19 protein-coding genes are annotated in these 18,656 nt (G+C 65.0%); 9 read left to right on the plus strand and 10 right to left on the minus strand.

What is annotated here, in order from left to right:
• Positions 1-36 precede the first annotated feature (36 nt).
• Both MUU55_RS08125 and MUU55_RS08130 read right to left on the minus strand, forming a co-directional pair.
• Positions 37-375, minus strand: coding sequence for an MmcQ/YjbR family DNA-binding protein (locus MUU55_RS08125; protein WP_244760268.1), 339 nt, complete (start codon positions 373-375; stop codon positions 37-39).
• A gap of 56 nt (positions 376-431) precedes the next feature.
• Positions 432-623 (minus strand): hypothetical protein, encoded by a 192-nt coding sequence (locus MUU55_RS08130; RefSeq protein ID WP_244760269.1) that lies wholly within the window; start codon positions 621-623, stop codon positions 432-434.
• 103 nt (positions 624-726) lie between these two features.
• On the opposite strand from MUU55_RS08130, the gene MUU55_RS08135 reads away from it, so the two are divergent.
• A complete protein-coding gene (locus MUU55_RS08135; RefSeq protein WP_244760270.1) occupies positions 727-1,668 on the plus strand; it encodes a LysR substrate-binding domain-containing protein in 942 nt (313 codons plus the stop codon).
• On the opposite strand, the gene MUU55_RS08140 is transcribed toward MUU55_RS08135, so the two are convergent.
• The gene (locus tag MUU55_RS08140) at positions 1,628-2,287 is read right to left on the minus strand and encodes a glutathione S-transferase family protein (protein ID WP_244760271.1); all 660 of its coding nucleotides are present in this window, start codon (positions 2,285-2,287) and stop codon (positions 1,628-1,630) included. The genes MUU55_RS08135 and MUU55_RS08140 overlap by 41 nt on opposite strands.
• 266 nt (positions 2,288-2,553) lie before the next feature.
• Here MUU55_RS08140 and MUU55_RS08145 point away from each other — a divergent pair, with 266 nt between their 5' ends.
• The 3 genes from MUU55_RS08145 to MUU55_RS08155 all read left to right on the plus strand — a co-directional run bounded on the left by MUU55_RS08145 (position 2,554) and on the right by MUU55_RS08155 (position 4,905).
• The gene (locus tag MUU55_RS08145; RefSeq protein ID WP_244760272.1) at positions 2,554-2,925 is read left to right on the plus strand and encodes a hypothetical protein; all 372 of its coding nucleotides are present in this window, start codon (positions 2,554-2,556) and stop codon (positions 2,923-2,925) included.
• Positions 2,926-2,999: 74 nt separating this feature from the next.
• Positions 3,000-4,385, plus strand: a complete 1,386-nt coding sequence (locus tag MUU55_RS08150; RefSeq protein ID WP_425314167.1) for a PepSY-associated TM helix domain-containing protein — start codon at positions 3,000-3,002, stop codon at positions 4,383-4,385.
• 19 nt (positions 4,386-4,404) lie between these two features.
• A complete protein-coding gene (locus tag MUU55_RS08155) occupies positions 4,405-4,905 on the plus strand; it encodes a copper chaperone PCu(A)C (RefSeq protein ID WP_244760274.1) in 501 nt (166 codons plus the stop codon).
• Between the two features lie 93 nt (positions 4,906-4,998).
• On the opposite strand, the gene MUU55_RS08160 is transcribed toward MUU55_RS08155, so the two are convergent.
• The gene (locus tag MUU55_RS08160; protein WP_244760275.1) at positions 4,999-6,372 is read right to left on the minus strand and encodes a TIGR03808 family TAT-translocated repetitive protein; all 1,374 of its coding nucleotides are present in this window, start codon (positions 6,370-6,372) and stop codon (positions 4,999-5,001) included.
• A 235-nt stretch (positions 6,373-6,607) separates the two neighbouring features.
• On the opposite strand from MUU55_RS08160, the gene MUU55_RS08165 reads away from it, so the two are divergent.
• The 3 genes from MUU55_RS08165 to MUU55_RS08175 all read left to right on the plus strand — a co-directional run bounded on the left by MUU55_RS08165 (position 6,608) and on the right by MUU55_RS08175 (position 10,471).
• On the plus strand, positions 6,608-8,908 hold the full coding sequence (locus MUU55_RS08165) for a sensor domain-containing protein (RefSeq protein WP_244760276.1): 2,301 nt from the start codon (positions 6,608-6,610) through the stop codon (positions 8,906-8,908).
• A gap of 63 nt (positions 8,909-8,971) precedes the next feature.
• A complete protein-coding gene (locus MUU55_RS08170; protein ID WP_244760277.1) occupies positions 8,972-9,418 on the plus strand; it encodes a MarR family winged helix-turn-helix transcriptional regulator in 447 nt (148 codons plus the stop codon).
• A gap of 42 nt (positions 9,419-9,460) precedes the next feature.
• Positions 9,461-10,471 carry a ligase-associated DNA damage response exonuclease gene (locus tag MUU55_RS08175; RefSeq protein WP_244760278.1) on the plus strand — a complete coding sequence of 337 codons (1,011 nt, stop codon included), beginning with the start codon at positions 9,461-9,463 and terminating at the stop codon, positions 10,469-10,471.
• A 26-nt stretch (positions 10,472-10,497) separates the two neighbouring features.
• Here the strand turns inward: MUU55_RS08175 and MUU55_RS08180 are convergent, their stop codons facing one another.
• Entirely contained in the window at positions 10,498-10,677 is a 180-nt protein-coding gene (locus tag MUU55_RS08180; RefSeq protein ID WP_244760279.1) for a hypothetical protein, read from the minus strand.
• A 50-nt stretch (positions 10,678-10,727) separates the two neighbouring features.
• Here MUU55_RS08180 and MUU55_RS08185 point away from each other — a divergent pair, with 50 nt between their 5' ends.
• Positions 10,728-12,353, plus strand: coding sequence for a cisplatin damage response ATP-dependent DNA ligase (locus MUU55_RS08185; RefSeq protein ID WP_244760280.1), 1,626 nt, complete (start codon positions 10,728-10,730; stop codon positions 12,351-12,353).
• Between the two features lie 3 nt (positions 12,354-12,356).
• On the opposite strand, the gene MUU55_RS08190 is transcribed toward MUU55_RS08185, so the two are convergent.
• The 5 genes from MUU55_RS08190 to MUU55_RS08210 form a co-directional block, all read right to left on the minus strand.
• Entirely contained in the window at positions 12,357-12,602 is a 246-nt protein-coding gene (locus MUU55_RS08190) for a hypothetical protein (protein ID WP_244760281.1), read from the minus strand.
• Between the two features lie 67 nt (positions 12,603-12,669).
• Positions 12,670-13,038 (minus strand): hypothetical protein, encoded by a 369-nt coding sequence (locus MUU55_RS08195; RefSeq protein WP_244760282.1) that lies wholly within the window; start codon positions 13,036-13,038, stop codon positions 12,670-12,672.
• 1 nt (position 13,039) lies between these two features.
• Positions 13,040-13,999 carry a glutathione S-transferase family protein gene (locus tag MUU55_RS08200; RefSeq protein WP_244760283.1) on the minus strand — a complete coding sequence of 320 codons (960 nt, stop codon included), beginning with the start codon at positions 13,997-13,999 and terminating at the stop codon, positions 13,040-13,042.
• 92 nt (positions 14,000-14,091) lie between these two features.
• A complete protein-coding gene (gene scpA / locus MUU55_RS08205; RefSeq protein ID WP_244760284.1) occupies positions 14,092-16,224 on the minus strand; it encodes a methylmalonyl-CoA mutase in 2,133 nt (710 codons plus the stop codon).
• Complete coding sequence (locus MUU55_RS08210; protein ID WP_244760285.1) at positions 16,221-17,624, minus strand: methylmalonyl-CoA mutase family protein; 1,404 nt, start codon at positions 17,622-17,624, stop codon at positions 16,221-16,223. The genes scpA and MUU55_RS08210 overlap by 4 nt, the downstream gene beginning before the upstream one ends.
• Positions 17,625-17,861: 237 nt before the next feature.
• On the opposite strand from MUU55_RS08210, the gene MUU55_RS08215 reads away from it, so the two are divergent.
• Complete coding sequence (locus MUU55_RS08215) at positions 17,862-18,641, plus strand: L,D-transpeptidase (RefSeq protein ID WP_244760286.1); 780 nt, start codon at positions 17,862-17,864, stop codon at positions 18,639-18,641.
• Positions 18,642-18,656: the final 15 nt, after the last annotated feature.

Genomic DNA, 18,656 nt, shown 5'->3' on the forward strand with positions numbered 1-18,656 from the left:
CAGCCTTGCGGCCTGTCAAGCGGGCAGCGCGAAAGATCAATCCAGCAATTTGCGCAGCTTGGCTGGCGCCTTGAGGCGCCAGGACTCGGTTAGGCGGTGCCGAAGCTCCCCATCATCGATGACGGCGGCGCGCACCAGAAGCGCCGGCCAGCCTTTGTAATGGTCTGTTTCGTAATAGAGCTCGGGCGCCATCTCGATCAGGCGTTCCTTGTCGTCGAGCGGCACCATCAGCACCAGCGTTTCGGCATCCTTGATGCGCACGAAGAGCTTTCCGGCCACTTTCAGCGCCGGGGTGCCATAGGACGTGCCGGTCTCGACGCCGGGCAGGTCCTCGGCGAGGCGCTGAAGCCGCGCCAGAAGCGGATTGTCGGACATGCGAAATCCTCCCCGCCCAGGTTATACCAGGGCGGGGAGGACGGCGAGTGGGAGGATCAGGGGCGGCAAGCCGCTTCGCCGGGCTGGCTTTGCGCGCGGAAGAGGCCGAAGGGCAGGTCGCCCAGCGCGCGGGAATCCATCGTCTCGATTTCGGGATGGGCCAGCGGGTCGCGCATCCAGACGGGCGTCTCCGCAGGTTCGGCTTCGGCCTTCAAGGCCGTTGCGATCATGGAGAAAATCTTGAGCATTGCCTTCTCCTTTCGGTTCGCTACCATGGGTGATGGTTGATAATCGCGCCGAAAGGGCGTTTCTTCAATCGAGCACTTCGTGATCTGAATATAGAAAAACTATATGCGAAATCTCAGCCTCGTCCATTTGAACGGCCTTCGCGCGCTGGAGGCGGTGGGGCGGCTCGGCTCCCTGCAGGCGGCGGCCGAGGAGCTAGGCGTCACCGTCGGCGCCGTCAGCCAGCAGGTCATTCGCGCCGAGGAGCAGTTGGGGCGGGCGATCTTCGACCGCACCAACCGCGGCCTCGCGCAGACGGCCTTCGGCGCGCCCTTTCTCGCGCGCCTCTCGGCGGGCTTCGGGCAGATTTCCGAGGCGGTCGCCACCACTCAGCGCCGAGACGATGCGATCCTGACGATCTCCGTCGCGCCGATCTTCGCCTCGCGCTGGCTCATCCACCGCATCGATCGCTTCGCCGCCGCCCATCCCGATATCAGCCTGCGCATCGAGGCGACGACGACGCTGGTCGATCTCGCCCGCTCGGATGTCGATCTCGGCATTCGCGTCGGGCCGGGCACCTGGCCGGATGTGCGGGCGGAGTTTCTGATCCCGCAGGTGATGTTTCCGGTCTGCGCGCCTGTTCTGGCGGAGAAAATCAAAACACCGGATGATCTCGCCACGCAGCCGGCCGTGATCGATGGCAATGACCAATTCACCTGGGAGCGCTGGCTGAAGGCGGCGGGGCTCGATATACCGGCTCCCAAGGCCCGCCATGTCTTTTCCGATGCCTCGCTCTGCCTCGATGCGGCGCTAGCCGGGCAGGGGGTGCTGCTCGCCTGGCCGGTGCTCGCCTCCTGGGCGTTGAAGGAAGGGCGGCTCGTCGCGCCGTTTCCGCTGCGGGTCGAAACCGGCAACGGCTATTATTTCGTCACGGCTCCGGGTGTTCCGGAGCCGCGCAAAGTTTCTATCTTCAAGCGGTGGCTGCGGGCCGCCATCGCCGAGGATGAGGACGGTTTTGCCGGTGCCGTCATTCCAGCTCTTTCGCCCGCGTCTCCATCATCGCCCTGAAGGCCGGGCGCGCCTGGCAGCGCTCCAGCCAGGCCTTGACGTTCGGTGCCGCATCAAAGAGCTGCGGCTGGCTCATCGCATAGCGGAAGACTTCCGCGACATTGAGATCGGCCACGGTGAAGCGGTCGCCGACGACATGGCCGGTGGCGGCGAGATGCTGGTCGAAGCGCCGGAAGCATGTCTTCAGCGCCTTGGCCGCGCCGCGAATAGTCAGGCGCCCCGCCTCGCTCTCGGCCGCATTGGTATCGAGCGCCAAAATGATCTTCACGGCATGCGGCTCCACCTCGGTCGCCGCCCACATCGTCCATTGCAGCATTTCGGCCTCTTCCGTCACCGTCTGGCCGGAAAGCGGGCCGCCATGTTTGCGGGCGAGATAGAGGTTGATCGCCAGCGATTCGGTCATCACGAAGCCGCCGTCGTCGATGCAGGGAATGAGGCCGGTCGGGTTGACGGCGAGGAACTCCGGCGACTGCGTGTTGAGGGGAGCATCGGCCGCATGGGGATCGTCCACCCGGCGGGTCTGCACGACCGGCACGGAAACGAAGGGCAGGCCGAGTTCGCCGGCCAGCCAGTAGTTGCGCGAGGCGCGGGAGCGGTAGACGCCGTAAATGCTGAGCATGGATCCTCCTGATGCAAGCGGTTCGGCGACCGGACTTGCGATAGAACAATGTGCCCCGGCGTTTTCCGCCTTAGAACGGCATGAGACGCACGGGACCTGCCGACACAATAGGCGGCCGGTTGGTCGTGCGGTAGGCCGGTCGCCTGATCGATCGATGAATTGTCGTGATGGCGCGCTGCCTTTGCCGCATTGACCTCCTCTCGGCATGGGGCTATGGGCGAAAGGGTCCGCGCGATCGTGGATGGGGACGAAGAATGAACCGAGGGATGACACATTGGGGGATCTGCCTGCGCATGCTGTGCGCGGTCGCCCTGCTGTTCGTCGGTCTCGCCCATCGTCCGGCCATGGCCGCGATGCCCGCCGGTGTCTCGCTTGCGGAGTATGTCCTGCCCGACGGCACCTTCGCCGACCTCTGCCTGAACAATGTCGTTGATGGCAAGACGAAGCAGGCCATGCCGGGCAAATGCGAGGCTTGTCGCATCGGCGGCGCCATGCTGATGCCCGAGCCGGCGACGTTTGCCGCCACCGTTCTCACCTTCCGCCAGGTCGCCGCCCTTCCGCTCGTCGAAGAGGCGCTGCATTCCCGGCGCGAGCGGCCCGGCGCCCCGCCGCGCGCGCCACCCTTCCTGTCCGTCTGATTTTTGCAGTTCGCGCGGCGAAAACGCCGCCGTGCGCCCGAAATCCAGCCTGACAGGACTTCTTCATGTCCGTAATCTCCGACGCGCCGGTCCTTGCCGCCGCTGAACCCTCCGCGCTCGCGCAGCGCCTCTACCGCGCGATCTGGCGCTGGCATTTCTTCGCCGGCCTCATATCCGTGCCCTTCATGATCAGCCTCGCCATCACCGGCGGCCTCTATCTGTTCAACGACGAGATCGATGCCAGCCTGTTCCGCTACCGCAACTATGTCGCGGTGGGCGACACGGTTCTGCCGCCGTCGAAGATCGTCGAAAAGGCGATCGAGGCGGTGCCCGGCGGCACGCTCTCCTCCTATCGCACGCCGGCCGGTGCCGACCGTTCCGCCCGCGTGACGCTCTCGACCGATGCCGGCCGCGAACTGGTCTTCGTCGATCCCTATGACGGCGCCGTGCTCGACACGGTCGGTGCCAAGGAGGAGTTCAACGAGGTCGTGCAGGACCTGCACAGCCTCGATTATTTCGGCACCTCCTGGGAGCGGATCATCGAGGTGGTCGCCGGCTTCGCCATCGTGCTGACGCTGACGGGCATCTATCTCTGGTGGCCGCGCAACCAGACGGGCGGCGTTCTCAGTGTACGCGGCACGCCGAAAAAACGCGTCTTCTGGCGCGACCTGCATGCCGTCACCGGCATTTTCGCCAGCGTCGTCATCCTGTTCCTCGCCTTCAGCGGCCTGCTCTGGTCGGGCTTCTGGGGCGCCAAGCTCAATGCCAATCTCTCGGCCAACGGCATGGGCTATCCCGTCCAGCTCTGGGACAACGTGCCCCATTCCATGCTGATCACCACGGATGTGCAGCCCAACGCCTCCTGGCTGATGGAGAATGCACCCGTGCCGGAATCGAGCCTGCCTGCATCCGGCCAGACCGCTCTGCCGCCGATCGGCCTCGACAATGCCGTGACGATCGCGGATGCCGCCGGCATGCTGCCTGGCTATGAAATGTCGCCGCCGTCGAGCGAGACCGGCGTCTACACCGCCGCGATCTACCCGGCGGACCTGCACTATGAGCGGACCCTGCATCTCGACCAGTACACCGGCGAGCGCCTGGTCGATATCGCCTTTGCCGATTACCCGGCGACGGGCAAGGCGATCGAATGGAGCGTCAATGTTCACAAGGGGCAGGAATGGGGCCTTTTCAACCAGCTCCTGATGCTCGCGACCTGCCTTATCGTCATCGCCATGAGCGTGTCGGGCGTCATCATGTGGTGGAAGCGCCGCCCCGCAGGCCGTATCGGCGTGCCGCCCGCGCCGCGCGAAAAGCGCATCTACATCGGCCTCTGGGCAATCGCCGCCGTTTTCGGCGTGCTTTTCCCGCTGACGGGCCTGACCATTCTGGCGATGATCGTCATCGACCAGTTCATTCTCCACGTCGTGCCGCTGGCGCGCCGGCTCTTTACCTTCGCTTGATCATCGAAAGGATCTCCCCGTGAAAAACCTTCTCGCCTCCATCGTCGCACTGGCGCTTTCGGCCTCGGTCGCCTTCGCCCATGACTTCACTGTCGGCACGCTTGAAGTCCATCACCCCGCCTCGAAGGCCACGCTGCCCGGCCAGCCCGTCGGCGGCGGCTTCATGAGCATCGCCAACAAGGGAGCCGAGGCCGACCGCCTCGTCTCTATCACCGCGCCCGACGTTTCCGACGACGTGCAGATCCACGAAATGGCGATCGAGAATGACGTCATGAAGATGCGCCAGCTGCCGGATGGCATCGAAATCCCAGCCGGCGCGACGGTCGAGCTGAAGTCCGGCGGTCTGCATGTCATGTTCATGAAGATCAAGCACCCCTTCAAGGAAGGCGAAAGCTTCAAGGCGACGCTGAATTTCGAAAATGCCGGCGCCCTCGATGTCGATTTCACGATCGGATCCGCCAAGCCCGGCAATGCCACAGACGCCGAGGGCGGCGCCAACCATGAGGGCCATGGCGGCTGAGAACAGCGGATGAGGGGGCGCCTGGATATACCCCCTCATCCACCATGGCGTCTCTCCGTTCGGGCAAAAAGAAGAGACGCGTTCAGGGACGGATTACCCCGTCCGGTTCCGTTCGATCGTCAGGTGCGCGTAGCTGGACGATTCGCTGGCAAGATCGTCGGTGGTGCGTTCGTTCCAGCGGTAGCCGACGATGGCGCCATCCGGCGTGTCGTCGAAGATATTGCCGGAAATCAGCGCCGAGCCGGCCTCCTCGACCACGCTGACCGCGCAGCCGACCGGGCTCTTGCGCACGAGATTGCCCGAGACGACGAGGCCGCGCATATAGGGTCCCCAGCCGAGCATCAGGCCCCATTTCGGCGCGTTTTCCACCGTGTTTCCGGAGACGACCGTGTCGGCCTCCACCGCGATGCCGAAGCCGAAGCCCGCGCCGTCGTGGATATAGGGGCCATCGAGCTTGAGGTTGCGCACGACATTGCCGGTGACGGTGGCGAGCCGGCCGCCCTCGTTGAAATTGACGATCAGGATGCCGTTCGCCGCGCCGTCGATAAGATTGCCGTTGACGATGGCGCCCTCGAAGCCGAATTCCGAGTAGATCGCCGTCTCTCCGCTGTCGAGGCAGGTATTGCCCGCGATCTGGATGTTCGAGCCGGCATTGGACCGGATGGCGGAGAAGGCGCAACCCGAGACGTGGTTGTTCGTCACCATCACATCGTCGGCGCGAAAAATGTTGATGCCGTTGCCATATTCGCCGGTGCCGCCGCGCGTGGCGGAGATGCGGGCGATGCGATTGCCCGAGACGATGGTGCCGTCGCGGCCCTTCTGCCAACGATGGACGAGGATGCCGCCATTGCCGCAATCGAAGACCTGGTTGCCGGTGACGGAGAGGTCCTGGCTCTCGACGGCATAGAGCGCATAGTCGGCCGCGCCGGACAGCTTGTTGCGCTCGATACGCCCGCCGGAACGCTCCAGGCTGACGGCGGTCTTCGACGAGCCCTGGATCTCGCAGTTCTCGATGACGACATTGGCGACGTTGCTCAGATGGACGAGGCCTTCCACCGTGTCGCCGAGCCAGCGGTTCGCCCCGTCGATGACGAGATTGGCAAGCTCGATGCGGGAAACGCCATCGGCTGCGAAGAGATGGCCGCCGCCGCCATAGACGATGCGGGTGGCGCCCGGCACGCCGGTCAGCCGCGTGTTGTCGGGCAGGGTGATGTTGGAAATCGCATAGTCGCCGGGCGGCAGGAAGACCGGCGTGTTCCTGGTGGCCGCGTCCTTCAGCAGCTTTTCGAAGGCCTTGCTCTTGCGGTCGTCGGCGCCGGGGCGAATCCCATGCGCAGACGCATCGATGCTGCCGCGCAGATCGACGTCGACAATGGGCAGGCGTGTGTTGCCAGCCGCAACCGCCGGGGCGGTAAATCCGGCGGCGCCAAGACCGAGACCTGAAAGAAAGAACCGTCTGGTAACCATGGAAGCTCCTTGCCGAACAAAAGAGCAGGAACCGTGCCAGTTGCTTTCGTGCCGAAACGGAACAGTTTGGGTGATGCTCGCCCGGGTTGTTGGAAACGTCCCGGGAAAGGCCGGATTGGTGGCATTTCGCCGGTTTCCTTTAGGTTTGGATAACGACTCCAGATGTAGCTTTGGTTGTTCCGGGAAGAGCGGCGGCAGGCTGTGGCTTCCTTGCGTTTGGACTTTGCAGGGAACCATGTCGACGAAACTGTCCCACCTTGGCAATGATGACGCCGATGCGACCGCGCGTCTGATGTCCGCCAGCCAGCGTCTCATCACGGAGGCGGCGCGGCTTTTCCCGCTCGCCGCAGCGCAGAACGAGCGCACGATGTGGCTGGAAGCCATGATCGACGAGGTGCCGGACTACCTCTATTTCAAGGACCGCAACAGCCGCTTCGTCGTGGCCAACCGCGCCATCGTCAACGACAACAGGCGCGAGGGGCTGGAAAGCCTGGAAGGCCTGTCGGATTTCGATATCCACCCGGACCATGTTGCGCGCGGCTTCTTCGAGACCGAGCAGGAGATCATCCGCACCGGCCGGCCCATGCTCGATATGGAAGAGCTGATCCGCGATTCCAGCGGCAAGCTGAAATGGCTGCTCACCTCCAAGCTGCCGGTGCGCGACAGCAAGGGCGAGGTGATCGGCATCGTCGGCATCGCCCGCGATATCACCGAGCGCAAGCGCTCCGAAAGCCTGCATGTCGGCCAGGCGCATCTGCTGAAGATGATCGCGCTCGGCTCGCCGCTGGTCGATGTCTTCTCCTCACTCATCCTGCTGATCGAGGCGCATGTCTCCGATGTCACCGGCTCGATCCTGATGCTGGCGCCCGATGGAAAGCACATCGTCAATGGTGCAGCACCCAATCTCGACCCGGCCTATTGCCGGATGATCGAGGGGGCCGAGATAGGCCCGGCCATGGGCTCCTGCGGAACGGCCATGTGGCGCGGCGAGCAGGTCATTGTTTCCGATATCGAGACGGATCCGCTCTGGGCCGACTACAAGGCGCTCGTCGCGCCCTATGGTTTCCGTGCCTGCTGGTCGGCGCCCATACGCTCCTATCAGGGCAAGGTGCTCGGCACTTTCGCGCTCTATTCGCGCACGCCAGGCGAGCCGACGGCGGAATGCATGAAGCTCGTCGGCATGGCGACGCACATTGCCGGCATCGCCATCGAGCGCAAGGAAGCCGAAGATAGCATCCAGTTCATGGCGCATCACGACACGCTGACGGGCCTGCCGAACCGCAGCATGCTCGATGAGCGCGTGGCCTCGGCCATCGAGGCGGCGGACGATCGCGGCGGCTCCATGACGCTCGCCTTCATCGACCTCGACAATTTCAAGCTGGTCAATGACAGCCTCGGCCACCATGCCGGCGATGAGCTTTTGAAGATCGTCGCCACGCGCATGCTGCGCTGCGTGCGCGCCAGCGACAGCATCGTGCGCCTCGGCGGCGATGAATTCGTCATCCTCATCAACGGCGCCATGCGGCGAGGCGAAAACGTGGACGACCGGCTGCGCGCGGTGCGCGAAGCGATCGCCGAACCCGTCGTCATCGAAGGCCGGTCCTTCCAGGTCACCTGTTCGATGGGCGTCGCCGCCTATCCCGAGCATGGCCGCAACGTCACCGAACTGCTCGCGCGCGCCGACGTCGCAATGTACCGCGCCAAGGAAATCGGCCGCGATGCCATGCAGGTCTTCACCGCCGAGCTTGCCAACCGCGCGCATGAAAAGCTGGAGCGGCAGGAGGAGCTGCGCCGCGCTCTGGCCAAGGGCGAACTCTTCCTGCAATACCAGCCACAGATGGACCTTTCGACCGGCCGCATCTTCGCCGTCGAGGCGCTGATCCGCTGGCGTCACCCCGAGCGTGGCCTGATCGGCCCCGGCGATTTCATTCCGCTTGCTGAAGAGACCGGCCTGATCGGCCCGATCGGCGACTGGACGCTGCGTGCCGCCTGCCGACAGAACAAGGCTTGGCAGGTCTCCGGCCTGCCGCCCATCGTCGTCAGCGTCAACGTCTCGGCCCGCCAGTTCCAGGAGAAGGACTGGGTGGAGCGCGTGGCGGCGGCGCTTGCCGAGAGCGGACTGGAAGCGCGCTATCTCGAGCTGGAGCTGACCGAAAGCCTGATCATGCAGGATGTGCAGCAGGCGGTGGAGACCATGCACCGGCTGGAAAAGCTCGGCGTGCATCTGGCCATCGACGATTTCGGCACGGGCTATTCCAGCCTCGCCTCGCTGAAGAGCTTCCCTGTCGGCCGCCTCAAGATCGATCGTTCCTTCGTGAAGGATCTGCCCGAGGATGGCGACGATGCCGCGATCGCCCGTGCCGTCATTTCGCTGGCGCGCACGCTGCAGCTGCGCGTCATTGCCGAGGGCGTGGAAACCCGCGACCAGGTCGATTTTCTGCGCGAGGCTGGCTGCGACGAAATCCAAGGCTATTACCTGAGCCGCCCGATCGATGCCCGCGCCCTCCAGGCAATCCTCTGCATCCCGAATCTCTGACGATACGGGCCGGGAAGCCTCCTCGCTCTTGACATTGTTACGTTGATATCAACAGTAAGAACCATGTCCGACGATGTGTTGATTCCCTACGAGACCACGCTTTTCGTGCGTGACCATTGCCTGTGCCTGCATGCGCAGCGCGCGGCCCGCGCGCTCGCCCGCCGCTTCGACGATGCGCTGCGCCCGCTGGCGCTGACCAACGGCCAGTTCTCCCTGCTGATGGCGCTGAACCGCCCGGAGCCGCCGCCGATGGGGCCGGTTGCCGCGGTGCTGGCCATGGACCGCACGACGCTGACGGCCGCGCTGAAACCGCTCGAACGCCGGGGCCTCGTGCGCGTCGAGGCCGATCCGCGCGACCGTCGCGGCCGCTTGCTGCGCCTGACGCCCGAGGGCCGGCGCCTGTTGACGGATGCCTTCCCGATCTGGAAGGAAACCCACGAAAAGATCGACCGCCAGCTTTCCGCCGTTGATATGGGCGCGTTGCGCGCGGGCATGATGGCAATCGCCTGAGCGCCACTGGCAGAGCGCGCGAAAGCCGCTATCTTTCCTGCCATGAAGCCCGATCAGCTCCTCAAGCCGGCGCCCGCCGGTCTCTATTGCCCTGCCGGCGATTTCTACATCGATCCCGTCCGCCCTGTGGCGCGGGCGCTGATCACGCATGGCCATTCCGACCACGCTCGCGCCGGCCATGGTGCGGTGCTGGCGACGCGCGAGACGCTGGACATCATGGCGATCCGCTACGGCGAGGATTTTTGCGGCACGATGCAGGCCGCCGCCTTCGGCGAGCGCATCGACCTCGGCGGCGTCACCGTGTCGTTGCATCCCGCGGGCCACGTGCTCGGTTCCGCGCAGATCGCGGTCGAGAAGGACGGCCTGCGCATCGTCGCCTCGGGCGATTACAAGCGCGGCGCCGACCCCACCTGCGCGCCCTACGAGCCGGTGCCCTGCGACGTGTTCATCACCGAGGCGACATTCGGTTTGCCGGTCTTTCATCACCCGGATCCCAAAGCCGAGATGGGCAAGCTGCTCACGTCGCTCCGGCAATTTCCCGAACGCAGCCACCTGGTTGGTGCCTACTCGCTCGGCAAGTCGCAGCGCGTTCTGCGGCTGCTGCGCGATTGCGGCTATGATGCGCCGATCTATATCCATGGCTCGCTCGCGCGCCTGTGCGACTACTATGTCAGCCGCGGCATCGATCTCGGCGACCTGCGCCCCGCCACCACGGAAAAGAGCAGTCCCGCCGATTTCCGCGGCGCGGTCGTCGTCGGTCCGCCCTCGGCCTTTGCCGACCGCTGGGCGCGCCGCTTCAACGAACCGCTCATCGCGTTTGCCTCCGGCTGGATGATGGTGCGCCAGCGCGCCAAGCAGGGCGGCGTGGAGCTGCCGCTCGTCATCTCCGACCATTGCGACTGGCCGGAACTCACCGAGACGATCCGCGACCTCGCACCTCAGGAGGTCTGGGTCACGCACGGCCGCGAGGAAGCGCTCGTTCGCTGGTGCGAACTCTCCGGCGTGCCGGCCAGGCCGCTGCATCTGGTGGGCTATGAGGATGAGGGGGATTGATGCGCGCGACGATGCACCACCCGATATCAGGAGAAAAGCGTCAGGAGCCTGATATGCAGCATGCCGATGGTGCAGCCCACGAAGGCGCCCACGGGAGCAAAGGTGATTGCGCCGAGGATGCCCGCGATGTCGTAGCCGCCCCAAAGGCCGACAAAGAGACCCACCGTGCTGAGAATGGTGGTGATGGCATTGTGTATTTTTCCCATGAAATGGCACTTGGGGAGCCGCGCTGGACATCGCAAGAGGCAGCCTCGCCATGAGAGCCTTCGCCACCCTGCTGGACCGCCTTGTCCTCACCCCCTCGCGCAATGGCAAGCTGAAACTGCTCGCCGACTATTTTCGCGACACGCCGGATCCCGACCGCGGCTACGGCCTCGCCGCCATCGCCGGCACCCTGGACCTGAAGAGCGTTAAACCGGCGCTGCTGCGCGAACTCGTGCTGGAGCGTATGGACGAGGTGCTGTTCCGCTATTCCTACGACTATGTCGGCGATCTCGCCGAAACCATCGCGCTCGTCTGGGATCAGGAGCGCAAGGAGCGTGTGCCGGATGAAGCCCAGCCGCGCCTCGGCGCCGTCGTCAGCCGCATGAACGCGCTCGGCCGTACGGAAGTGCGCGGTGCGGTGCGCGATCTGCTCGATCGGTTGGATCCCTCGGCCCGTTTCGCCTTCCTGAAGCTTGCGACCGGCGGCCTGCGCATCGGTGTGTCGGCGCGGCTCGCCAAGCAGGCGCTCGCCGAATTCTCCGGCATGGACGTCACGGAAATAGAGACGCTGTGGCACGGATTGCAGCCGCCCTATGAATCGCTCTTCGCCTGGCTGGAAGGCACGGCCGACCGGCCGGTTCTGGCGACCCCCGCCATCTTCCACTCCGTCATGCTCGCCAATCCGGTGGGCGAGGGCGATCTCGACACTCTCGACCCTGCCGATTTCGCCGCCGAATGGAAATGGGACGGCATCCGCGTGCAGATGTCATCGTCCGGTGAAACGCGGCGGCTCTATTCCCGCTCCGGCGACGATATCTCCGCCGCCTTCCCGGATGTGCTCGACGCCATGAATTTCGAGGGTGTGGTGGATGGCGAGCTTCTGGTCGGCGGTACGGCGCGCACCAACAGCCCGACACGCACGTTCTCCGATCTCCAGCAACGGCTGAACCGCAAGACGGTGAACGCGAAAATGCTGGAGGACTTCCCGGCCTTCGTGCGCGCCTATGATATCCTGTTCGAAGGGGAGGCGGATGTGCGGCCTACCGCCTTCATCGAGCGCCGCGAGCGCCTCGCCGGCCTCATCGAAAAGGCGCCGCACGATCGCTTCGACCTCTCGCCGCTCGTGCCCTTCAAAAGCTGGGAAGAACTCGAGACGATCCGCCGCGACCCGCCCGACCCGGTCATCGAGGGCGTGATGATCAAGCGGCTCGACAGCGCCTACCAGGCCGGCCGCATGAAGGGGCCGTGGTTCAAGTGGAAGCGCGATCCGTTCAATGTGGATGCCGTGATGATGTATGCCCAGCGAGGCCACGGCAAACGCTCGAGCTACTATTCCGATTTCACCTTCGGTGTCTGGACAGCAGGACCCGACGGCGACGTTCTGGTGCCCGTCGGAAAAGCCTATTTCGGCTTTACCGATGCGGAACTGGAGGTGCTCGACCGCTATGTGCGCAACAACACGACCGAGCGCTTCGGCCCCGTGCGGGCGGTCCGGGCCGAGCCCGCCTACGGCTTCGTGCTGGAGGTCGCTTTCGAGGGCATCAATCGCTCCACCCGCCACAAATCCGGCGTCGCCATGCGCTTCCCCCGCATCGCGCGCCTGCGGCAGGACAAACTGCCGGCGGACGCCGACCGGCTGGAAACGCTGATGGCGATGGTGGAGGCCAAGGAGGCGTAAGCATCAGCGCGCGCGAAACCACGCGATCAGCCGCCATGCGGCAACCGGCAGCGCGATGATCAGCATGGCAAAGGCGCCAAGGCTTGCGATGAGCAGCATGTCGCCATAACCGGCGACCGGGCTGTTGCACTGGAAGCCGCCAAAACCGAAGGCGCAGTGGCGTTCGGAAATCGTGCTGGAGACCGCCAGAATGACGGCCGCGATGGCCGTCAGTGCAATGCTCGCAACGGGGAATGGGCGCGTGCTCATCGGCGGCGACAATTCCGTATAGGACCTTTGCGGTCAAGGCTTTGCTGGAGCGAAGCGAAACGAAGTTCTAGCTGTTGTAGGCGGCCGCGCTGGTGCCGTATCCGAAAAGCATTGAAACCCAGAAAAAGAAGGCGCCGGCCAGCAAGATACCGCCTGCGACAATGCCCGCCGAAAAATTGTACTTGCGACCGAGAATGACCGCGATGGCGGCGGGCGCCATCACAATCATCAACGCATGCCAGGCGTGGAAATAGGCAGGAACGGGCGATGTGTAATTATTCACCGTCGTTGCTATTATCCAGGCTGCGACGATAGCCGAGAGGACTGGCCACACCAGCCCGGTCAACAAAATCCCGTGGCGGCGATAGAGTCGCCGCGCCTCGGGAAAGGTAGCCAACAGGCCGATGGCCAATCCGGCGAATGCCACGATCTGCATATCACAGCCCCAGCGCGGAAAGATCCGGCCCGAGCGGCACGATGCGGTTGGGGTTGAGCGACTTGATCGAATAGTAGCCGTGCTTGATATGGTCGATGTTGACGGTCCCGCGCACGCCGGGAAGGTCGAGCACCCGTTTCGTGTAGGCCGAGAGCGCCGCATAGTCGGCAAGGCGCCGGCGGTTGCATTTGAAGAGGCCGAAATAGGCGGCGTCGAAGCGGATGAGGGTGACGAAGAGGCGGATGTCGGCCTCGGTGAAGGTGTTGCCCGTCAGGAACGCACGGCCATCGGAAAGGCGGTTTTCGAGCTCGTCCAGCATGGCGAAGACACCCTGGTAGGCTTCCTCGTAGGCGACCTGCGTGGTGGCGAAGCCGGCGCGGTAGACACCGTTGTTGAGCGCGGGATAGATGCGTTCGTTGAGCGCATCGATTTCGGCGCGAAGCGGCTCGGGATAGAGATCCACGCTCTCGTCGGCCAGCGTGCCGAAGCCGCTGTTGAGCATGCGCACGATATCGGCGGACTCGTTGTTGACGATGGTCTTCTTCTCGTTGTCCCAGAGCACGGGCACGGTGGCGCGGCCGGTGAAGGTCGATGCGGCGTGTGTGTAGAGCTCGTGCATGTAGGTCGCGCCGTTGAGCGCGTCGCGGTTGGAGCCGGGAAAGTCGCCGAATTGCCAGCCCTGGTCCGACAGCGCCGGCTCGACGACGGAGAGGGAGATCACATCGTCCAGTTTCTTCAGTTTGCGGGCGATCAGCGTGCGCGAGGCCCAGGGGCAGATGAGCGCGACATAGAGGTGGTAGCGGCCCTTGGCGGCGGCGAAACCGCCTTCACCGGTCGGGCCGGCGCTGCCGTCCGGCGTCACCCAGTTGCGGAAGCTCGAAACCTGCCGCACGAAGCCGCCCTTGGCGTCCGTGGCCTGTACCGGCTGCCAGTCTTCCGTCCATTTGCCGTTGACCAGCATTGCGTCACCTCGCGTCGTTTGATCGTGCATCCGAAGTAACGCCCGCGCGCGAAAACGGCAATTCGCGCGCCGATTGACACAGCGTTCACATCTTAGGCCATCAGCCGGTCGATGAGCGCCGAAGCGGCATCCGCGATCACCGTGCCCGGCGGGAAGATCGCGTCGGCGCCGGCCTGTTCGAGGGCTGCAAAATCCTGCGGGGGAATGACGCCGCCGACCGCGATCAACATGTCGCGCGCACCACGCCTGACGAGGGCAGCCTTCAGCTCCGGCACCAGCGTCAGGTGGCCGGCGGCAAGCGAGGAGGCACCGACGATATGCGCACCCTCGCGGATGGCCAGCTCAGCCACTTCCTCCGGCGTCTGGAACATGGCGCCGACGATGACGTTGAAGCCGAGGTCGGCGAAGGCCGTGGCGATCACTTTCTGGCCGCGGTCGTGGCCGTCCTGGCCCATCTTGGCGACGAGGATCGCGGGCTTTTCGCGCTTCAGCTTCTCGAAGGCGGCGACCTTGTCGACGGCCGTGTTGAAGGCACGGTCGTTGGCGCCCATCTCCTTGCGGTAGACGCCGGAGATGGTGCGGATTTCCGCGACATGGCGGCCGAAGGCCTTTTCCAGCGCCAGCGCGATCTCGCCGACCGTGGCGCGGGCGCGGGCGGCCTTCACCGCGAATTCCAAGAGGTTGCCGTCGCCGCTTTTCGCCACGTCGGTCAACCGGTCGAGCGTGCTTTCGGCGGCGGCCGTGTCGCGGGTGCCCTTCAACTGCTGAAGCTTGGCAAGCTGGCGGGCACGCACCTCGGAATTGTCGACCTTCAGCACGTCGACCTCGATGTCGCGCTCGGGTCGTGAGAAATTCACGCCGACGACGGTCTGCTGGCCGGAGTCGATGCGTGCCTGCGTGCGGGCGGCGGCCTCCTCGATCCGGAGCTTGGGAATGCCCTTTTCGATGGCTTTGGCCATGCCGCCGAGCGCCTCGACCTCCTCGATATGCGAGAGCGCACGCGCCGCAAGATCATGTGTCAGCCGTTCGACATAGGCCGAGCCGCCCCAGGGATCGATGATGCGCGTCGTGCCGCTCTCCTTCTGGAGGAGGATCTGCGTGTTGCGGGCGATGCGGGCGGAATGGTCGGTCGGCAGCGCCAGCGCCTCGTCGAAGGAGTTGGTGTGCAGCGATTGCGTGTGGCCCTGCGTGGCGGCCATCGCTTCCACCATGGTGCGCATGACGTTGTTCATCGGGTCCTGCGCCGTCAGCGACCAGCCGGAGGTCTGGCAATGGGTGCGCAGCGCAAGCGACCGGGCATCTTTGGGCGCAAAATTCTTCTTCATCAGCGTGGCCCAGATCAGGCGGGCGGCCCGCATCTTGGCGACTTCCATGAAGAAGTTCATGCCGATCGCCCAGAAGAAGGAGAGGCGAGGCGCGAAGGTGTCGATGTCGAGCCCGGCCGCGACACCCGCCCGGGCATAGTCGATCCCGTCGGCGATGGTATAGGCGAGCTCCAGGTCCGCTGTCGCACCCGCCTCCTGCATATGGTAGCCGGAGATCGAGATGGAGTTGAATTTCGGCATGCGCCGGCTGGTATAGCTGAAGATGTCGGAGATGATCCGCATCGAGGGCTGCGGCGGGTAGATATAGGTGTTGCGGACCATGAACTCCTTCAGGATGTCGTTCTGGATGGTCCCGGACAGCTTGTCCTCGGAAACGCCCTGTTCCTCCGCCGCGACGATGAACAGCGCCATGATCGGCAGTACCGCGCCGTTCATGGTCATCGACACGCTCATCTCGTCGAGCGGGATGCCGTCGAAGAGCTGGCGCATGTCGAGGATGGAATCGATCGCCACGCCCGCCATGCCGACATCGCCCGCCACGCGGGGATGATCGCTGTCATAGCCGCGATGGGTGGCAAGGTCGAAGGCGACGGACAGGCCCTTCTGGCCTGCCGCGAGGTTGCGGCGGTAGAAGGCATTGGACTCTTCCGCCGTCGAGAAGCCGGCATATTGCCGGATCGTCCAGGGTTGCTGGACATACATCGTCGGGTAGGGGCCGCGCAGATAGGGAGCAGCACCCGGCCAGGTGTCGAGATAGGCGAGATCGGCAAGGTCCGCCGCACCGTAGGCACCGCTGACGGCGATGCCTTCCGGGGTGAGCCAGGAAGCCTCGCCGGTCGCGGTCGTCGGGGCGGCGGCTTTCGACCAGGCGACCGTCGAAAAATCGGGAATCCGGCTCATGCGGCGGCTCCTGCGGTGAGATCGGCGAGCAGCACGGGCGTGAGCCTTGTCTTCGCGGCGGCTTCCGCCAGCGGCCCGAGCACGGTGAACGGCCGTTCCGTCTTCAGCGGGAAGAGCGTGGTGCCGACGATGGGCTTTGCCTTGCGGTCCGCTCGCGCCGTCTCCACCAGCGCCTTGATCTTGCCCGAGGCGATGGCGGCGGAGAGGCCGCCATCCCTTTCGATCCCGGCGAACGTCTCCCAGGCCTTTTCCGCCAGAGCATCCGTCAGCGCCTCGATACCGCCGGCGCCGGCTGCGGGATCGGCGACATGGGCGAGGTTGCTTTCGGTGATCAGCACGACCTGCGTGTTGCGTGCGATGCGGCGCGCCAGTGGATCGGGTACGCCGAGCGCCAGCGTGTGCGGCAGCACCGTGATCTCGTCCGCCCCGCCGGTGCCGGCGGAGAAGACGGCGATGGTGTTGCGCAGGATGTTGGTTTCCGGGTCGAGCCGGGTCAGCATGCGCCAGCTCGTCTCGGCATGAAGATGGGCGGGCTTCGGTTCGGCTATGCCGCAGGCAGCCTGCATGCGGGCGTGGATCCGCCGCGCGGCGCGCAGTTTCGCCGTCGTCAGGAACTGGTCCTGATCGGCCGCGAGCGACAGGCCCGTCAGGGCGAAGGTGGTTTCGGGGGCCATGCCCGCTGTATCGAGGAGGCGCAGGATTTCGGCGAGTGCCGCGGCGGCGACGGCAAGCTCCAGCGCTTCGCCGGCACCTGCATTGTGTACCAGACGCCCGTCCGCATTGAGCACGGTGCCGGAAAAACCGAAGCCGGCCAACTCCTTGACCAGGGCTGCGAGATCCGTTGTGCCGGACGCGGTGCCGGCAAGGGCCGCGCTGAAGGGATCGAGGCCGAAATGGACCGGCGCGCGCCGTGCGTCGGCTGCATCGAGCGCGCGGGCGAGCGTGCCGGCGAGCGCCCGGTCGGCATGCGGGGCTTCGAGGCGCAGCGAAAAGGCGGCGGCGGCGCGCGACGCTGCCGTCTTGCGGAAGGCGGTCTCGTCGCCGGCCGTCAGGCCCGCGCCATGGGCGCTGGCGCTGCCGGCAAAGACCAGCGCTATGCCGGTTGCGCCGTTTTCGAGATCGTCGGCCATTTGCGCGCGGGCGCGGACGAGATCAGCGTCGTCGCGGCGCTGGTTCACGGTCCAGGCGTCGCCCGCATGCGGCGTGCCGGCATGGTTGTGGGCGAGGGGCTCTGCGTCCACCCGGCGGGTGTAGATCGGCCGAATCGGCAGGCCGTCGTCGCTCTGCGAGACCAGCGTCGCGTCGAAATCGGCGCCCTTGAGGGCTTTTTCCGCCAGTTGGCGCCAGCCGGCTTCATCGATGGGCTGGAAACCCGCCTCGGTCAAAATGCTCGCGTCCATCCCGTCGCGCTCTCCGTTTTCCGGCATTCATATCCATTCGGGATACAGGGTAAAGAACCACTTTGGTAGAGTGCGCGCGCGGCCACAGTCCGGCGAAAAAGGTCACGCGCAAGCCTCGGGTCAGCCGCAAATGCCACAATTATGGCAGGGTTGTGGACCTAGTTTGCGCCTCGTTAGTTAGTGATTCAGCCTCCTCGTTCATCCTGCCTTTCCGTCAAACGGATACCGATCCCTTCCATGACCGACACTGCGCTCTCCCGCCGCCGCTTCCTTCAGTTTTCCGGGCTCGCCATGGCGACCGGCCTTGCAGGCTGCACCTCGTCCATGAATACGGACCGTTTCCGCGAGGAAACCCGGCCCTATTTCCGCAATCCCGCTCTGGAAGGCCGACCGGAAATCCTTGCCGACCGTCGCGGCCCCATCAGCATCTACGGCCAGACGCCGCCCTCGGGCCTGTTGCCCGATTCGTCGCACTATGCGGCAATGTACGGCCCCGTGAACGACGGCGGCTTCCAGGTTCCGGCGATCCCCTATCAGCAGATCGATGCGCGCTTCTACCGTCATGAGGTGGACAGTCCCTTCGCCGAGCCGCCGGGCACGATCATCGTCGATACCGGCAACCGCTTCCTTTATCTCATCCAGCCGAACGGCCGCGCCATGCGCTACGGCGTCGGCATCGGCCGGCAGGGTTTTGCCTGGTCAGGCCGTGGTGTTATCCAGTGGAAACAGGCCTGGCCGAAATGGACGCCGCCGGACGAAATGGTCCAGCGCCAGCCGGAGCTCGTCAAATATTCCGGCGCCAATGGCGGCATGGCCGGCGGTCTCAACAACCCGCTCGGCGCCCGCGCCCTCTATATCTTCAAGGACGGGCAGGACACGCTTTATCGCCTGCACGGTTCGCCGGAATGGAAATCCATCGGCAAGGCGGTGTCGTCCGGTTGCGTGCGTATGCTCAACCAGGACGTCATGGATCTCTATGACCGCGTGCGCGGCAAGGCACCGATCCTCGTCATCTGACGATCCGCCGATAGA

Source organism: Shinella curvata (genome assembly GCF_022899935.1).
Classification (GTDB): domain Bacteria; phylum Pseudomonadota; class Alphaproteobacteria; order Rhizobiales; family Rhizobiaceae; genus Shinella; species Shinella curvata.

Excerpts from the sequence above, each read along its gene's own strand:
- scpA (WP_244760284.1), bottom strand. The coding sequence starts at position 16,224 with ATGAGCCGGATTCCCGATTTTTCGACGGTCGCCTGGTCGAAAGCCGCC.
- MUU55_RS08145 (WP_244760272.1), top strand. The coding sequence starts at position 2,554 with ATGACACATTGGGGGATCTGCCTGCGCATGCTGTGCGCGGTCGCCCTG.
- MUU55_RS08165 (WP_244760276.1), top strand. The coding sequence starts at position 6,608 with ATGTCGACGAAACTGTCCCACCTTGGCAATGATGACGCCGATGCGACC.
- MUU55_RS08160 (WP_244760275.1), bottom strand. The coding sequence starts at position 6,372 with ATGGTTACCAGACGGTTCTTTCTTTCAGGTCTCGGTCTTGGCGCCGCC.
- MUU55_RS08185 (WP_244760280.1), top strand. The coding sequence starts at position 10,728 with ATGAGAGCCTTCGCCACCCTGCTGGACCGCCTTGTCCTCACCCCCTCG.
- MUU55_RS08135 (WP_244760270.1), top strand. The coding sequence starts at position 727 with ATGCGAAATCTCAGCCTCGTCCATTTGAACGGCCTTCGCGCGCTGGAG.
- MUU55_RS08175 (WP_244760278.1), top strand. The coding sequence starts at position 9,461 with ATGAAGCCCGATCAGCTCCTCAAGCCGGCGCCCGCCGGTCTCTATTGC.
- MUU55_RS08200 (WP_244760283.1), bottom strand. The coding sequence starts at position 13,999 with ATGCTGGTCAACGGCAAATGGACGGAAGACTGGCAGCCGGTACAGGCC.
- MUU55_RS08130 (WP_244760269.1), bottom strand. The coding sequence starts at position 623 with ATGCTCAAGATTTTCTCCATGATCGCAACGGCCTTGAAGGCCGAAGCC.
- MUU55_RS08190 (WP_244760281.1), bottom strand. The coding sequence starts at position 12,602 with ATGAGCACGCGCCCATTCCCCGTTGCGAGCATTGCACTGACGGCCATC.
- MUU55_RS08140 (WP_244760271.1), bottom strand. The coding sequence starts at position 2,287 with ATGCTCAGCATTTACGGCGTCTACCGCTCCCGCGCCTCGCGCAACTAC.
- MUU55_RS08195 (WP_244760282.1), bottom strand. The coding sequence starts at position 13,038 with ATGCAGATCGTGGCATTCGCCGGATTGGCCATCGGCCTGTTGGCTACC.
- MUU55_RS08215 (WP_244760286.1), top strand. The coding sequence starts at position 17,862 with ATGACCGACACTGCGCTCTCCCGCCGCCGCTTCCTTCAGTTTTCCGGG.
- MUU55_RS08180 (WP_244760279.1), bottom strand. The coding sequence starts at position 10,677 with ATGGGAAAAATACACAATGCCATCACCACCATTCTCAGCACGGTGGGT.
- MUU55_RS08210 (WP_244760285.1), bottom strand. The coding sequence starts at position 17,624 with ATGGACGCGAGCATTTTGACCGAGGCGGGTTTCCAGCCCATCGATGAA.
- MUU55_RS08125 (WP_244760268.1), bottom strand. The coding sequence starts at position 375 with ATGTCCGACAATCCGCTTCTGGCGCGGCTTCAGCGCCTCGCCGAGGAC.
- MUU55_RS08170 (WP_244760277.1), top strand. The coding sequence starts at position 8,972 with ATGTCCGACGATGTGTTGATTCCCTACGAGACCACGCTTTTCGTGCGT.